Genomic DNA, 16,336 nt, shown 5'->3' on the forward strand with positions numbered 1-16,336 from the left:
AAAATTGTACATTTATGCATATAACTATTTGGAATAACACCGGGTGAAAATGGCATGGATAACAGATCTACCCAATTTGTACCTGTTTCCAGTGCTGTAGAGTCGGGCGACTCACTTTTTGCCAATCCGATGCCGGTAACAAGTCAGGCCATGATCGACAGGTTTGATCGCAGCCTGTCCGCCCAGCAATGGGTGATGAATGATCCGGGGCGTCGGGATCGATGCTATGGCGTATTACTCCTGTCCGGGCGTGCGCAAATCCAATTGCGCCAGGGTACAATTGAGGCAAAAGCACCCGCATTGATCTGGTTGCCACTTGGCGAGACACAGGCGGTTTCGGTCACAGCGGGGGCCGATGGGTATGTGCTATCAGTGGCAGATGATCTTGTCGCACGCTCTTGCGGGAACCCGGGTGGGGGCATCGCAGGGGCAGCGGGCGGCGGGTTGCCGCTGCGTTTTGCTGCCGATACCGTCCATGTGGTTTCCCTGACTGACGGCGACCGTGATCACGCGCTTTTAAGCAGTAGCTTTGATGCGATCAGATCCGAACTGATGCATAATGCGCTGGGGGCCAGCGTGGTGGTCGGAGCACAGCTTCAGGTTATTCTGACGATGGTGGTACGTCTTGCGCAGGGGGTGATGGAACAACAACGTCATCAGCATGGTCCGGGCTCCATCACCTTTCAGCGGTTTTTGCAGGTTCTGGAATTGCATTTTCGCGAACACTGGAATGTTGCCGATTATGCTCGCGCGCTTGGCATCAGTGAAAGACGACTTGGATCGGCGGTTCTGCGTGCGACGGGCAAGCCGCCACTTATGATCGTGCATGAGCGGGTCATTCGGGATGCCTGCATGCGGCTGGAACAGTCCCCGCTGGGCGTGGCGCAGATTGCATATGGTTTGGGATTTCGTGATCCGGCCTATTTCAGTCGGTTTTTCAAACGCTATATCGGGGAGGCACCGGGGGCATATCGCCGCTTGCGCCGGGCCGAAGAACGGGTTCCTGATAATACCTTTGCTGCTTGGCCATAAGGTGTTTGTCGTGAAAATGTATCGACGTCTCACAGGGTTTTGAACGACCTGCTGACTTGCTATGCCATTTTTTGATCTTATTTCTCGTCTGTCATCGTACCAGTATAGACAAAACGTCATCGCAGTTGAATTCAGACAGGATTATTTGGTGAAAAAAGGCAGAACCCTACTTCTTGGCCTTCTGGCAGTACTTGTGTTGCCGTTCGGGATCAGTTTGGCCGAAGACCCGCCGGGCGAGAAAACCAAAGAAAAATACACATGGCGCACGGCACCGCGCCACTCATCAGGCGTGGCACCAGATCCGGTAGCCCTTAAAAATCAGGCCGTCATCATGGTTATGGCGGCCAATACATTCGGGTGGCGCGGGTATTTTGCCGTTCATCCGTGGGTGATTTTCAAACGTGCCGGTGAAACCAGTTATAGCCGCTATGATGTGGTGGGCTGGGGCGGCGGCAATGTGGTGCGCAAGAATTATGCGCTGCCTGATGGGCTTTGGTTTGGTTCCAAGCCGCAAGTGCTGGTTGATCAACGCGGCGAGGCGGCCGCGCAATTGATCCCACAGATCGAAGCCGCCATTCAAAGCTATCCGTTCCCAAGCACCTATCGCAGTTATCCGGGCCCCAACAGCAACACCTTTGTTGCCCATATTGGTCGTGAAGTGCCCGATCTGGACCTTGATATGCCAGCCAATGCAATTGGCAAGGACTACCGACGGATCACAAACCCGGTGGGGATGTCATCAAGCGGTCAGGGTTTTCAGGCAAATCTTCTGGGTGTGTTTGGGTTTTCTGTCGGGTTGGAAGAAGGGATCGAACTTAATCTTCTTGGATTGAATGTCGGGATTGATTTTAACCGGCCAGCCTTGCGCCTACCCTCTATTGGCCGTCTTGGCATGGACAATGTTGCCCAACCTGAAACCGATGCTGGCGCGGAGACAGCTGAGGCTGACGGGACGAAGGTCGTGCAGTAATTGCGATCATGCGTGGACAGAAAAAAGCCTGTAGGCCGAAAGGTGCTACGGGCTTTTCTGTGTGCGCTGTTAAGTGGATTGGAATGTCAGGTATTTAGAAAGTAAATCGATCCGTTCAAAAGCATGGCAAAGCTCACCCAGAGTGCGTAGGGCACCATGAGTATTCCGGCCAGCCGGTCTATTTTCCAAAACATCACAGCGTTAATAATGATCAGGATCAAAAGTGGAATGATGTCAATCAGGCCAAGAAACGGGGATTGAGCCCCAAAGAACAGGAATGACCAGGCAAGGTTCAGCAAAAGCTGAGCGCCATAAATCCCAAAGGCGACCTTGGCATTTGCAATCCCGCCTTTAAGCCATGCCCGCCAGCCACTAAAGGCAATCATGAAATAAATCATAGTCCAGACCGGAGCAAACAACCAATTGGGCGGGTTGAAAAACGGCTTTTCAAGTGTCGTATACCAGCCTTGCACACTGGTCGCTGTTACCGCACCACCCGCAGCAGAAATGATCAGGCACAGCACCATAAATGCAATCAGGGCAAAGATTTTACTGCGTTGATCGGGCGCGAAGCCCGATGGGTCCGATTGGGTCATTTGTATTCCTGGTTGTGTTTTGGGTGATGTTGCTGTCTATGATGTTGTTTGGAAACACGTTTTTCTAGGGAGTGGGATAAAAATAACTTTTTACCCCACTTGTAAGGGCAGTTTTCGATCAAACATATGCACTTCAATAATAGCAACTATTTAGGGTTGGGAACAGAATGCTTAGATTAAGTTCCATGAAAATCGGCACACGCCTGATGATAATCGTGGCGGGTGCTATTCTTGCTGCTTTGCTGGTTGGGGCGTTCGGTTTAACCGAACTGCGCTATAACATGCTCGAAGATCGCAAGGCGAAAACGCAAAACCTTGTTGATTCGACAATTTCTCTTATCAATCACTTTCATGAGCTTGAGAAATCAGGCGCTTTAACAAAAGAGCAGGCGCAGGATGCGGCCAAAGGTGCCGTTGCGGCATTGCGCTACGATGAAACCAACTATTTCTTCGTATTCGATTATACACCAGTAGTACTCATTCATGACATTAAACCCGATTTGGTTGGCAAAAACCTTATCGACGCCAAAGATGGTGCAGGCAAGTTCCATTACCGCGAGTTTGCACGCGTTGCCAAGGAAGATGGTCAGGGCTTTGTCGATTATACCTACAAGGTTCCCAATGGGGACGCCACCCGTCCGAAGCTTTCGTTCGTAAAGGCGTTTAAGCCTTGGGGATGGATTGTTGCAACCGGCATTTATATCGATGACGTCAACGCGGTCTTTATGAAAAGCCTGATGGTGATGGCCGGTGTTGCCGCGGCTGTTTTAATTGCAGTTGTTGGAATTTCGCTGATGATCAGTCGCGGGATTACGGTCCCGCTGTTTGCCATTTCCGACAACATGATCCGTCTGTCTGGCGGGGATCATAAGATCGACGTTCTTTATACCGATCAGAAAAGTGAAATCGGTGATCTGGCAAGGTCGATGGAAATCTTCCGTGACAAGACCATCGAGATGGAAGAAATGCGCGTTCAGCGTGAAGAACAGGAACGCCGGTCCGAGATCGAGAAACGCGAAGCCTTGCGTAAAATGGCAGACAATTTTGAAGCCAGTGTCGGTCAGGTTGTTGCCAAAGTGATTGATGCATCGGCAAACATGCAATCCTCTGCCGGTGCGATGTCAGAAACAGCAAAGCAGGTTGGTCAGCGTTCATCGGTGGTGTCGGCCGCATCACAAGAAATGTCGAGCAATGTGGAAACGGTGTCTGCTGCCGCCGAAGAACTGAGCGCATCTATTGCCGAAATTAGCAATCAGGTCGCCCATTCAGCCGAGATTGCAAATGGTGCTGTGCGGACGTCCGAAGATACGCATCAGAAAATCGAACTGCTGGCAGAAGCCGCAAACCAGATCGGCGAAGTGGTGTCCCTGATTACCAACATCGCGGAGCAAACCAATCTTCTGGCCTTGAACGCGACGATCGAGGCCGCGCGTGCAGGTGACGCAGGCAAGGGGTTTGCTGTTGTTGCCAACGAAGTTAAAAACCTTGCCAATCAAACGGCGAAGGCAACCGATGATATCCGAACACAGGTTGAGGGTATTCAGGTTGCAACATCCAATGCGGTTGATGCGATTGCCGAAATTGCCGAGACCATTCGTCAATTGGATGGATCAAGCACGACCATTTCAGCCGCGGTTGAAGAACAGGGTGCCGCCACTCAGGAAATTGCCCGAAATGTTGAACAGGCATCCCATGGTACACGGGATGTTTCGGAAAACATTACCGGCGTGTCGAGTGCGGCCGATGAGTCTGAAAAGCTTTCTGGCGAAGTGCTGGGACTTGCAAAGGGCTTGGGACAGCAGGCCAATGAGCTGAACGAGGCTGTTGAGGCGTTCCTAAAAGAAGTTCGCAGCGCCTAAGTACGAATGATGCAACGCAAAGAGCCGCCAGCTGATTGTATCGGCTGGCGGCTCTTTTATTATGTGCCCCAGTAAGGGAATGGATCGGGCAGGTCCTGATAGCGGTTGGGTATAAACTTTCCGCCGATCACTGTTTCGTCTTCATCAATCAGGCAGGAGGCAAGTCGCGCGCGCAGGGCCGCTTCATTCATGTGGTCAGAAAGGCCGATAAAGACAATTTCCTGTCTTCGGTCGCCAAAGACCGGATCCCAGTTTGATAAAACCCGGTCGCGCCATTCATTGTTGTCAGGCCATCTTTCACGCGGCACCGCACTCCACCAGGTGCCCAATGCCTCGTTCTTTACCGCGGCACCAGCTTGGCTGATTTCACCAACCCAGCTTGGGCGAGTTGCGATCCAGAAATGACCTTTGGCGCGAACAACGCCTGGCCATTCACTGTTTATAAAGTCATGAAAGCGTTGGGGGTGAAACGGAAACGGCGTGCGAAACGTGAAACTTGTGATGCCGTATTCTTCGGTTTCGGGAACATGATCGGCAAAACCATAAAGTTCCTTGGCCCACAGGAGATGGTCCTGGGCACGTTCGAAATCAAACAAACCAGTGTTCAGGATATCTTTCGGATCAACCTTGCCATGTTCTGTTTCGAGGATACGCGCATCTGCATTTAGCGCGCGAATAATGCCAAGAACAGTTTTGCGTTCCGATGGATCAATCAGATCCGTTTTGTTCAAAACAATGACATCGGCAAATTCGATTTGATCGACCAGAAGGTCGACGATGCTGCGGTCATCTTCTTCGCCCAGACTTTCGCCACGATCATTGAGAAAATCGGTCGAACTGTAGTCGGCGACCATGCGTGCGCCATCAACAACCGTGACCATGGTATCAAGTTTTGAAATATCGCCCAATGATTTGCCGTTTTCATCACGAAAATTGAAGGTGGCAGCGACGGGAAGCGGCTCTGATATGCCTGTTGATTCAATCAGCAGGTAATCAAACCGCCCTGTTTCGGCAAGACGGCGTACTTCCGCCAATAAGTCATCTCGCAATGTGCAACAGATACAGCCATTGGTCATTTCGACAAGTTTTTCATCCATCGCCGAAAGTTCCGCACCACCCTCGCGGATGAGGTCAGCATCAATATTGACCTCGCTCATGTCATTAACGATCACCGCGACCTTAAGTCCGTCACGATTGTTTAGAACATGATTTAGTAATGTGGTTTTGCCTGCGCCCAAAAAACCAGACAGCACCGTGACCGGAAGGCGGTTATGCGTCATGCTGCGATCTCCTCAATATATGTTATGTTATAACGTAACATATATTTGGTTCGTGTTTCTGATGCAATCAGTTTTGCACAAAAGAAAACCCCACCGGTGGGGCGGGGTTAACATTAGAACGGTTTTTCGGATGCGTTGGTTAAGTTGTTTTTGAAGTTTGACCAAACAGGACTTTTTTGTCTGCTTCACTCATTTCGCCGGATCGTAACCCTTCGCCTGCTTTATAGGCGGCAATGGTCGCGGGGCGCGACCCGATGTTTTCAAACCAGCGTTTCAGGTTCGGGAAATCATTGAGGTCCTGTTGCTGTTTTTCGTGGCTGACGATCCAAGGATAAGATGCCATATCGGCAATGGTGTAATCGTCGCCAGCAATGAAATCACGGCCTTCAAGGCGCTTGTTCAACACACCATAAAGGCGGTTGGTCTCATTGACATACCGTGTGATCGCATAGGGGATTTTTTCTGGCGCGTAGCTGCCAAAATGATGGTTCTGTCCGGCCATCGGGCCAAGGCCACCCATCTGCCAGAACAGCCATTCCATCACTGTTTTCCGCCCGCGCACATCCGTCGGCAGGAACTTGCCGGTTTTTTCCGCCAGATATTGCAAGATTGCGCCGGATTCAAATACCGTAATCGCGTCACCGCCATCGGCTGGATCATTGTCAATAATGGCGGGCATACGGTTGTTGGGCGAGAAGGCGAGGAATTCGGGTTTGAACTGGTCACCCGCACCGATATTGATCGGGTGGATTTTATAGTCCAGCCCGGCTTCCTCAAGAAACAGCGTGATTTTATGGCCGTTTGGGGTCGGCCAGTAATAAAGATCAATCATGGGAAGGTGGCTCCTTCAATTCTTTGTTTGGTGGCAATTTCGATAATCAGAGCTTGCCAATTACGAACCTTTCGGTCAATTTAAAACGATCATTCCATAATGCAAAATCAGGTCACAGCTTTGTGTAAACAAGCTGGCCTGTCAGGAGACTTTGATGATCCGCTTTTATTTTCACCCGACGCCGAACCCCCAGAAAATCTCGATGATGCTCGAGGCTTCCGGCCTTGCATACGAGGTGCTGCCGGTCGATACCCGCAAAGGCCAGCAACATGATCCGGCGTTTCGCGCGATCAACCCAAATGGCAAAGTTCCCGCCATTGTTGATACCGACGGTCCGGGTGGCAAGGAAGTCCGGGTTTTTGACTCGAACGCTATCTTGCTGTACCTCGCCGAAAAATCTGGCAAGCTCCTTGGCAAAGCCGAAGATCGCGGCGAGTTCCTGTCGTGGCTGATGTTCATTGCCACCGGTATCGGCCCGTTTTCCGGGCAAGCGGTTCATTTTCAACATGTCGCCCCAGAAGGCAGCGATTATGGTGTGAACCGCTATCGCAACGAAATTGCGCGCCATTATCAAGTTTTAGAAGACCACCTGAAAGGCCGTGACTTCATCGATGGTGATGAGATGACGATTGTTGATATCTCAGCTTGGGGCTGGATCGATAAGGCACCGTTCGTTCACAAGAACCCGGATGTGATGGACAAATATCCGAACATCAAGCGCTGGTTCGAAAAGATGAATACACTGCCTGCAGCGATTAGCGCGCGCGACGTTGGCAAAGGCCACAGCTTTAAAACTGAAATGGACGAAGACGCCAAGCGCGCGATGTTCCCGTCGAACTACAGCTGATTTCAGCACGCCGCTGGGCAAGAAACTCTTAAAAAACACCCCCGAGCCAATGGTCGGGGGTGTTTTGTTTGGCAGATATTTTTTCGCAATCAGTCGGTGGTCTTGGCACCAAACTGTTTGTTGAACTGCAGAACCAGCAGGGTCACAACTGCACCGGACATCAGATACGCACCGACACCCGGCAGGCCAAACTTGTCACACAGATAAAGCGCGATCAGTGGGGCAAAGCCCGCACCGAGCAACCATGCCAGATCGGACGTCAGGGCCGAACCGGTATAGCGGTATTCGCGCTTGAAGTTTGATGCCAGTGTTCCGGCCGCCTGACCAAAGCACAGGCCAAGAACCGCAAACCCACCCAGAACAATCATGCCTTCATTGATGATGTTATAGGTGTAAAGAAGCGGTGTGAGGATCGCACCAGCAAGGATGATCCCGGCACTGTAACCTAGCAGGCGACGGCGACCGAGCTGATCGGCGATGAAACCTGATGCAATGATGCCAAAGGCACAAAGTACCGCACCCACACCTTGGGTCAGCAGGAACTGGCCTGCATTGCCGTCGGCATAAAGATACACCCAGGTAAGCGCAAAGACAGTGACCAGATGGAACAGCGCGTAGCTTACCATCGGCACCAGCGCGCCCAGCAGAACGGTACGACCGTTATGTTTGAGCGTATCCATGACGCGGGCGGCATGCAATTCGTTCTGTTCAAGAAGGTGACCGAATTCCGACGTTGCCACCAGACGCAGGCGGGCAAACAACGCAACCACGTTAATGGCAAAAGCCACGAAGAAGGCATAGCGCCAGCCAAAGGCCAGGAAGTCGTCAGGATGCAGGGTCAGGATCAGATAGGCAAACAGCGAGGATGCCAGCATGAAGCCAAGCGGTGCGCCCAGCTGCGGGATCATTGCATACCAACCTTTGCGGTTGTCAGGGGCATTGAGTGCGAGAAGGGAAGCAAGCCCGTCCCATGCGCCGCCCCATGCAACGCCTTGCAGGAAGCGAAAGGCACAAAGCAGGTAAATGGCAAAGACGCCCACGGAATCAAAGCTGGGCAGGAAAGCCATTGCCGCGGTTGACCCGCCAAGCATGAACATGGCAATCGTCAGTTTGACACCGCGCCCGTGATGCCGGTCAACCGTCATGAAGGCAAGTGAGCCGATCGGGCGGGCAATAAAGGCCAGAGAGAAGATGGCAAAGGAATACATGGTGCCCATCAGTGCCGTTTCACCGGGAAACAGCAATTGCGGGAACACCAGCACCGATGCGATGCAGTAAACAAAGAAGTCGAAAAATTCCGATGTACGGCCAATGATTACGCCAAGCGCAATCTGACCAGGATCATGTGCATCGCCGGCATATTGCTGGCGTGCGTCGCGTTCCAAACCTGACGAGGTGGCGGTCGCGTAGTTTTCGGTTGTTTGGTTCACGCCGTTCTCCCTATTCACTGGTCGGGCCTTTGGGGCCCTAACTGCTTTTGATTGGATCACAAATCCGGCTCGAAAGGCGATACGACTTTGGATCGAGTCTAAGTATAGACATGTGAATTGCAAACGTCAGTGTCAATTATTGTTCTGCAACGCACAACGCACGGTTTACATTGGGATGATAATTGTCATTAAGACCCTGCTATGCATGGCGCGTACCTTGACATTGCTGCGATGCAGCTATAGCAATTGCCGCGACTTTCCACCTTGGCAGGTTTTTGAAAAAAATTTGCTGTTTTTGTGCCCTTTTCGTGGATGTTTAGGATGACACTTCCTATATGCCGTTGCGGTAGGGTACGACGTGTGGCGATCTTCGATGGGTCGTTGTGCGGCTTGCAGGTATATGGTTACCTGTGAGAACATCTTCCAGAAACTGACAAAGTATGAAGCGCATGCTTTCAAAACTTGTACGCGGCGTCACTGTAACCTCGATGTTTTCGCTTCTGGCCGGTTGCAACCTGGTTGTGATCGACCCGTCGGGTGATATTGCGTCCCAGCAGTCCGATCTTATTATCGTGTCCACGATCCTGATGCTGTTGATCATCGTTCCGGTGATGGCATTGACGGTTTTCTTTGCCTGGAAATACCGTCAGGGCAACAAGGACGCGGAATACGATCCTGAATGGCACCATTCCACGAAGCTGGAAGTTGTCATCTGGTCGGCCCCGCTGGTGATCATTATCGCCCTTGGTGCAATTACCTGGGTTACGACGCATACGCTTGACCCGTATCGTCCGCTGGACCGTATTGATGCCGAACGGCCGCTTGCCAAAGACCACAAACCAATGGTGGTTGAAGTTGTTTCCCTTGATTGGAAATGGCTGTTCTTCTATCCGGAACAGGGCATTGCGACCATTAACGAGCTCGCGGCGCCAATCGACACACCGATCCAGTTCAAGATTACCTCTTCGGGGATCATGAACTCCTTCTTCATTCCTGCACTCGCAGGTCAGATTTATTCGATGGCCGGCATGGAAACCAAACTTCATGCCGTGATCAACGAAGAAGGCGTTTATGACGGCTTCTCTGGGAATTACAGCGGTGAGGGTTTCTCCCACATGCGCTTTAAATTCCACGGTCTGAGCGAAGAAGGGTTTGAAGATTGGGTTTCGAAAGTGAAATCCGACGAGAACTTCCTTGGTCGTTCCGAGTATCTTGAGCTTGAAAAGCCGAGTATCGATGAGCCGATCCACTATTTCAGTTCGGTTGATCCGGAACTTTATGGTGCGATCCTCAACATGTGCGTCGATCAGTCGAAAATGTGCATGAACGAGATGATGGCCATTGACGAGAACGGTGGTGGTGGTCTGGCCGGTATTTATAACGTCATGTCCTTGACCTATGACGTGCCGCGCATGCGCGGAAGCCAGCCATTGCCCGAGAGCAAATCCTATGTGGCGACCTTGTGCACGACCCCGGAAGGCGGTTTTGCCGGTGATTTGAATGCTTTGCCGCTGTTTGATCGCGTGCAGGCATCTGATCGTGCCATGAGCTTTGCGCCGTCAGGCGTTTCGACAGGGTTCTGAAGCAGTGCCGGTTGGGGGATCCCAACCGGCCCTTCGCGGTTTTAGCACCGGACAGCCGGTGTATTGCTGCATTTGAAAGAAGAGTAATTCGATGTTCTCCAATCCGGACCTTTTGCATTTTATATTTGGCCGGCTGTCGCTTGATTCACTCCCGTTCCATGAACCGATCCTTGTGGTGACGTTCGCGGCCGTGGTTCTGGGTGGTATCGCCGTTCTGGGCGGTATTACTTATTTCCGCCTCTGGGGATATCTCTGGAACGAGTGGATCACGTCGATTGACCATAAAAAAATCGGCATTATGTACATCATATTGGCGCTTGTCATGCTTTTGCGTGGTTTCTCCGATGCGCTTATGATGCGTGCCCAGCAAGCGATGGCTTTTGGCGGCTCGGAAGGTTTCCTTCCCCCTGATCATTACGATCAGATATTCACCGCCCACGGCGTAATCATGATCTTCTTCGTGGCCATGCCGCTGGTGACGGGGCTTATGAACTTTGTCGTGCCGCTACAAATCGGCGCGCGTGACGTTGCGTTCCCGTTCCTGAATAATTTCAGCTTCTGGATGACCACCAGCGGTGCCGTGCTGATCATGGTGTCGCTGTTTGTCGGTGAGTTCGCGAAAACCGGCTGGCTGGCATATCCGCCGCTGTCTGACATTGTTTACAGTCCGGGGGTCGGGGTCGATTATTACATCTGGGCCCTTCAGATTGCCGGTGTCGGGACGTTGCTTTCGGGGGTCAATCTGGTTGTGACCATCGTCAAAATGCGCGCACCGGGCATGTCCATGATGAAAATGCCGGTCTTTACCTGGACGGCACTTTGCACCAACGTTCTGATCGTGGCTGCGTTCCCGGTTCTGACCGCTGTTCTGGTTCTGCTTGGGCTTGACCGTTATGCAGACACCAACTTCTTCACCAACGATCTTGGCGGTAACGCCATGATGTATATCAACCTGATCTGGATTTGGGGGCACCCGGAAGTTTACATCCTGATCCTGCCGGCGTTTGGTGTGTTTTCCGAAGTTGTGTCGACATTCTCGCGCAAGCGTCTGTTTGGGTATAGCTCGATGGTGTATGCCACCGTGGTTATCACCATCCTGTCCTATATCGTCTGGTTGCATCACTTCTTCACCATGGGCTCGGGTGCCAGCGTGAACGCCTTCTTTGGTATCGCGACCATGATCATCTCGATCCCGACCGGTGCGAAGATCTTCAACTGGATGTTCACGATGTATAAGGGCCGCATCAGTTTTGATGTTCCGATGCTGTGGACCATCGGCTTTATGCTGACCTTTGTGATCGGGGGCATGACGGGTGTTATGCTTGCGGTTCCGCCGGCTGACTTTGTGTTGCATAACAGCCTGTTCCTGATTGCGCACTTCCATAACGTGATTATCGGTGGTGTGGTGTTCGGGATGTTTGCCGGTATCGTTTACTGGTTCCCCAAGGCATTTGGCTTCAAGCTTGATCCGTTCTGGGGCAAAATGTCCTTCTGGCTCTGGCTTGTCGGGTTCTATTTCGCCTTCATGCCGCTTTATGTTCTTGGTCTGATGGGGATTACCCGCCGCATGAGCCAATTTGACGATCCGTCGCTTCAGATCTGGTTCGTGATTGCCGCCTTTGGTGCGCTTCTGATTGCCGGGGGGATCGGTTCGTTCATTCTGTCGATCGTTGTTGCGGTGATCAAACGTGACAAGCTTCGTGATGAAACCGGTGACCCATGGGGGGATGGTCGTACGCTGGAATGGTCGACTTCGTCGCCGCCCCCAGCCTACAACTTTGCCTTTACCCCGGTTGTCCATGATCTTGATGCATGGGCCGACATGAAGAAACGTGGTTATGTCCGTCCGACGGAAGGCTTCCTGGATATCCATATGCCGAAAAATACCGGCGCTGGCTTTATCCTTGCCGCTCTGTCGCTTGTTCTTGGTTTCGCGCTGGTCTGGCATATCTGGTGGCTGGTGATTGCAAGCTTCATTGCCCTGGTTGTCGGTGCAATTGCCCACACCTTCAACTATGACCGCGATTATCACATCCCGGCATCTGAAGTCGTGGAAACCGAAGACGAACGTACTGCCCTTCTGGCAAAACAGCAGGCGTAAGGGAATGACAATGGCGAATAACACTGCCGCACAGACCGAAATGCCGGTCTTCTATCTGAAGGAAGAGCATCACCCGGAAACCGGGACGATGCTTGGCTTCTGGATCTATCTGATGAGCGATAGCCTCATCTTTGGGATTCTGTTTGCAACCTATGCCGTTATTGGCCAGAATTATGCCGCAGGTCCGGCACCGACTGATTTGTTCGATCTGGAATTGGTGGCGATCAATACATCGATGCTGCTGTTTTCATCGATTACCTATGGCTTCGCCATGCTGCAAATGGAAAAAGGCAGTATTGCGGGCACACAGCTTTGGCTGGCGATTACCGGTTTGTTCGGTGCCGCGTTTGTCGGGCTGGAGCTATATGAGTTCCATGAACTTTGGAGCCTTGGTGCGACGCCGATGCGAAGCGGGTTCCTGTCGGCATTCTATACGCTGGTTGCGACCCACGGTCTTCACGTGACGTTCGGGATCATCTGGCTGGTGACCCTGATGATTCAGGTAGCCAAACATGGTCTGATCCCGGCCAATAAACGTCGTCTGATGTGCCTGTCGATGTTCTGGCACTTCCTTGACGTCATCTGGATCGGTGTTTTCTCCGTTGTTTATCTGCTGGGAGTTCTGGGATGAGTGCACATTCACACGCACATGATGACCATCACGGCGATGGCGGTGCCGGCCACGGTACCTTCAACAGCTATATGATCGGGTTTATCCTGTCGGTTATTCTGACGGCCATTCCGTTCTGGCTGGTGATGGATGGTGTTCTTGACAGCAAGATCGCAACCGCACTTTGGATCATGGGTCTTGGTGTGGTTCAGATCATTGTTCACATGGTCTATTTCCTGCACATGAACACCAAATCCGAAGGTGGCTGGAACATGTTGGCGCTGATCTTTACCCTTGTGATCGTTGCGATTGCCATCGCCGGTTCCATGTGGGTGATGTATCACCTTAACACCAACATGATGCCGCAGATGGATCATGACATGATCAAAAGCTTCGGCTAGATCGAAGCTTGATATCAATAGGGGGCGCGATACTTTAACCGGTGTCGCGCCCTTTTTTGTTCCCACTGGATGCCAGTTTACACCACCGTTTTGAAAGACAGCGCCATGACGCAAAGCCACGTTTCTGAGAACCGGCATGACCGATCCACAAAGGGTCCGTCGGTGGTCACACGTGCTGTGGTGGTATTGCTTGCGGTGGTCCTGTTTTCAGGTTTCTTTGGCCTTGGCTACTGGCAGGTTGAACGCCGGGCGTGGAAGCTTGATCTGATTGAGCGGGTTGATGCCCGTGTGCAGGGTGATCCGGTGACTGCCCCGGATCAGAACGACTGGGAAAATGTCACGCGTGATCGCGATGAATATCGCAAGGTCATGTTGCTTGGAACCTATCGCAATGACCTTGAAAGCCATGTCTATGCCGCAACCGATTATGGGGCCGGATATTGGGTGATCACGCCGATGGCGCGTGTGGACGGGACGATCATTATGATCAACCGTGGCTTTGTCCCCACGGATCACCGTGATCGCGCCACGCGACCTGAAGGCATGATTGAAGGTCAAACCCGCGTCACGGGACTTTTGCGTCTGGACGAGCCCGTGGGGACCTTTATCCGCGATAACGTGCCGCAGGAAGATCGGTGGTATTCGCGCGATGTGCGGGCAATGGCGATCAAGCGCGGCCTTGATCCGGCCCGTGTGGCACCTTATTTCATCGACGCCGATGGCAAGAACAATCCGGGAAAATTGCCGGTTGGGGGCTTAACCAAAATCAGTTTCCCGAACAATCATCTGATGTATGCCCTGACATGGTTTGGCATGGCCGTCTTGACTCTTGTTGCAGCGTGGATCGTTTTGCAACCCTGCGGTCGGAGCTCCGATGAAGTAGGCAATGATTGATTCTATTAAGTTATAGTTATGCCTGTGGGCGTGCTCTATGGTGTTGTTTGTCTGAGTTTCATCAGCTCTTGATTGTAATGTTTTCTCATGGGAGTGTTACGCTGCGTTTTAGCGTGAAGTGAGACAGAGGTGAAGATGCGAACACTTATTTTGACAGTTGTCTTAGTTGCTGGTTTGTCGGGGTGTACCGGAACTGGCGTTCCAGAAGAGTGTGAAGGAATATCAAAAACTGAAATCGGCGGTAAAACATATTACGTGACAAAAGGTGGCGGAGTTATTCCCGCTTATTGTACGAAGTACGCCACTGAGAAATGAAAAAGCCCGGTATCATGAAGATACGGGCTTAATCGTAAAGAAAATTCAATAGTTCTGCCCCTGAGGGCTGCGCGATCAGGGATTAGTATGATCAATAACTTCGCCGCGTGCCGGATAGCTTTTCGCAATGACGAAATCAAGTGCGCCAAGAATTTCGGCAAAGGCCGGACGGGCGAACGGCATGGTCTGAACGGTGCCGAAATAAAGCGTTCCATCCGGACGGACAAGGAAAAGGCCCGGCTCGGAAAACAGTGCGGGTTCTTCAAAACCCGAAGATGTCACACCGTTTGAGGTCGAGATATAAAGACCCCACTCACGGGCTTTCTCAAGTGCAAGTCCGTAGCCAAGATCAATATTCTCAAGACCCCATTTTTCTTTGGCCGTAATTGCGCGGTCTTCGCTGTCAGATGACAGCACCACAACATTCACGCCCCGTTTGGCAAAATCTTCGAGCTTGTTATCAAGGTCTTTAAGATATTTGCCGCAGATCGGGCAATGTAGACCACGGTAGAAGACAACCATGGTGAAGTTTTCCGGGCTCTGATCCGCAAGGGACCAGGTGCCACCACCAACCAGTGGCACGGAAAGGGACGGGACTTTTTGGCGCGGAACAAGCGGTGTGATTACAGACATTTTCGGTCCTCATAACGGATATGTTTGATTGATGGGGTACATTCTGGAATGATCGTTTAATAACGGCAACCAGAATTTCTTGCCATCACTCAACCGTGATCAGTTTGATGTGAAATCACTCGGGGTTTTGTTTTTCTGGCGTTCGCAACTTGGGCACAGCAGATCAGTCGAGTGCGGCCAGAATGGTATCGGTGTAATCTTCGATTGTTTCACGGTCGGCACCCCGGCGGGCCATCAAATGCACGCCTTGTATCGAGCCTGCAAAAAAGCGTGCCAGTGCGCGGACGTTTTTATCGGCTGAAATGGTGCCGGTATTTATGCCGCGCTTCAGTGCATTGGCGAACATGTCTTCGACCCGGCGAAAAGCCTGCTGGGCGATTGCCGCCGTTTCGGGATCATGCGGGGCCAGCTCCATGCCAGAATTAACCATCAGACAGCCTTTGAGATGGCCATCTTCACAACTGTGTCTGGTGGTGTCTTTGAAGGTGGTGACAATTGCCGCCCGACCATCCTCGGTTTCACGCAGCTTGGCAAACCGCTTGGAACTGATTTTCAGGCTGTAATGATCAAGCACACGCAGGAAAAGCGCCTTCTTGTCGCCAAAGCTTGAATACATGCTCGCACGGTTAAGACCAGTCTCTTCGACAAGGTCCTGAACCGAGGTTGATTCAAATCCCTTGCTCCAGAAAATGTTCATGGCGTTATCAAGAACGCTTTCTTCGTCAAACGCGCGTGGGCGAGGCATGGCAGTTCCTTGGTTGCGAGCTGTCTCTGGAACGAGTGTTCTGTAATACAGAGAAAGATGTAACTTGTGGTGCTGAAAATCAACTCTGCGCTGATGGTATCAACTTTGTTGGCGTAGGTTAAGCTCAGAGCCAGCAAAAGGAAATATGCAGCTCATCAAGTTAGCAATATGTAATAATTGAACAATTCCATATCTCAGGGAGATGGCG

15 protein-coding genes are annotated in these 16,336 nt (G+C 51.7%); 9 read left to right on the forward strand and 6 right to left on the reverse strand.

The annotated features are described in order from the left end of the window. Window positions 1–54: 54 nt before the first annotated feature. Entirely contained in the window at window positions 55–1,032 is a 978-nt protein-coding gene (locus COO92_RS17190; protein WP_101304149.1) for a helix-turn-helix domain-containing protein, read from the forward strand. Window positions 1,033–1,180: 148 nt separating this feature from the next. Next, window positions 1,181–2,002: a DUF3750 domain-containing protein gene (locus COO92_RS17195; protein ID WP_101304367.1), complete on the forward strand. Its 822-nt coding sequence runs from the start codon at window positions 1,181–1,183 to the stop codon at window positions 2,000–2,002. Window positions 2,003–2,088: 86 nt separating this feature from the next. Here the strand turns inward: COO92_RS17195 and COO92_RS17200 are convergent, their stop codons facing one another. Next, entirely contained in the window at window positions 2,089–2,598 is a 510-nt protein-coding gene (locus COO92_RS17200) for a TspO/MBR family protein (protein ID WP_101304151.1), read from the reverse strand. 185 nt (window positions 2,599–2,783) lie between these two features. On the opposite strand from COO92_RS17200, the gene COO92_RS17205 reads away from it, so the two are divergent. After that, entirely contained in the window at window positions 2,784–4,457 is a 1,674-nt protein-coding gene (locus COO92_RS17205) for a methyl-accepting chemotaxis protein (RefSeq protein ID WP_240626490.1), read from the forward strand. A gap of 59 nt (window positions 4,458–4,516) precedes the next feature. Here COO92_RS17205 and zigA read toward each other — a convergent pair whose 3' ends face one another. Together zigA and COO92_RS17215 are read right to left on the reverse strand one after the other, a co-directional pair. Then, complete coding sequence (gene zigA, locus COO92_RS17210; RefSeq protein ID WP_101304155.1) at window positions 4,517–5,737, reverse strand: zinc metallochaperone GTPase ZigA; 1,221 nt, start codon at window positions 5,735–5,737, stop codon at window positions 4,517–4,519. Window positions 5,738–5,876: 139 nt separating this feature from the next. Next, the gene (locus COO92_RS17215) at window positions 5,877–6,569 is read right to left on the reverse strand and encodes a glutathione binding-like protein (RefSeq protein WP_101304156.1); all 693 of its coding nucleotides are present in this window, start codon (window positions 6,567–6,569) and stop codon (window positions 5,877–5,879) included. Between the two features lie 154 nt (window positions 6,570–6,723). Between COO92_RS17215 and COO92_RS17220 the strand changes: the two genes are divergently transcribed. Further along, complete coding sequence (locus COO92_RS17220) at window positions 6,724–7,416, forward strand: glutathione S-transferase family protein (protein ID WP_101304158.1); 693 nt, start codon at window positions 6,724–6,726, stop codon at window positions 7,414–7,416. Window positions 7,417–7,505: 89 nt separating this feature from the next. Here the strand turns inward: COO92_RS17220 and COO92_RS17225 are convergent, their stop codons facing one another. Continuing rightward, window positions 7,506–8,846: an MFS transporter gene (locus COO92_RS17225; RefSeq protein WP_101304160.1), complete on the reverse strand. Its 1,341-nt coding sequence runs from the start codon at window positions 8,844–8,846 to the stop codon at window positions 7,506–7,508. A 440-nt stretch (window positions 8,847–9,286) separates the two neighbouring features. On the opposite strand from COO92_RS17225, the gene cyoA reads away from it, so the two are divergent. From cyoA to COO92_RS17250, 5 genes are all read left to right on the forward strand, one after another. Next, window positions 9,287–10,429, forward strand: a complete 1,143-nt coding sequence (gene cyoA / locus COO92_RS17230) for a ubiquinol oxidase subunit II (protein ID WP_022733302.1) — start codon at window positions 9,287–9,289, stop codon at window positions 10,427–10,429. A gap of 91 nt (window positions 10,430–10,520) precedes the next feature. Further along, entirely contained in the window at window positions 10,521–12,530 is a 2,010-nt protein-coding gene (gene cyoB / locus COO92_RS17235) for a cytochrome o ubiquinol oxidase subunit I (RefSeq protein WP_101304162.1), read from the forward strand. 10 nt (window positions 12,531–12,540) lie between these two features. Then, entirely contained in the window at window positions 12,541–13,161 is a 621-nt protein-coding gene (gene cyoC, locus COO92_RS17240; protein WP_022733300.1) for a cytochrome o ubiquinol oxidase subunit III, read from the forward strand. Then, window positions 13,158–13,541 (forward strand): cytochrome o ubiquinol oxidase subunit IV, encoded by a 384-nt coding sequence (gene cyoD / locus COO92_RS17245; protein ID WP_022733299.1) that lies wholly within the window; start codon window positions 13,158–13,160, stop codon window positions 13,539–13,541. Before cyoC ends, cyoD begins: the two co-directional genes overlap by 4 nt. 105 nt (window positions 13,542–13,646) lie before the next feature. Continuing rightward, window positions 13,647–14,435, forward strand: coding sequence for an SURF1 family protein (locus tag COO92_RS17250; protein ID WP_101304164.1), 789 nt, complete (start codon window positions 13,647–13,649; stop codon window positions 14,433–14,435). A 390-nt stretch (window positions 14,436–14,825) separates the two neighbouring features. Here the strand turns inward: COO92_RS17250 and COO92_RS17255 are convergent, their stop codons facing one another. Together COO92_RS17255 and COO92_RS17260 are read right to left on the reverse strand one after the other, a co-directional pair. After that, window positions 14,826–15,383 (reverse strand): peroxiredoxin-like family protein, encoded by a 558-nt coding sequence (locus COO92_RS17255; protein ID WP_101304166.1) that lies wholly within the window; start codon window positions 15,381–15,383, stop codon window positions 14,826–14,828. A gap of 163 nt (window positions 15,384–15,546) precedes the next feature. Further along, window positions 15,547–16,128, reverse strand: a complete 582-nt coding sequence (locus COO92_RS17260) for a TetR/AcrR family transcriptional regulator (RefSeq protein WP_101304168.1) — start codon at window positions 16,126–16,128, stop codon at window positions 15,547–15,549. Between the last annotated feature and the right edge of the window lie 208 nt (window positions 16,129–16,336).

It is taken from the genome of Thalassospira lohafexi, assembly GCF_002844275.1.
GTDB classification, from domain to species: Bacteria; Pseudomonadota; Alphaproteobacteria; order Rhodospirillales; family Thalassospiraceae; genus Thalassospira; species Thalassospira lohafexi.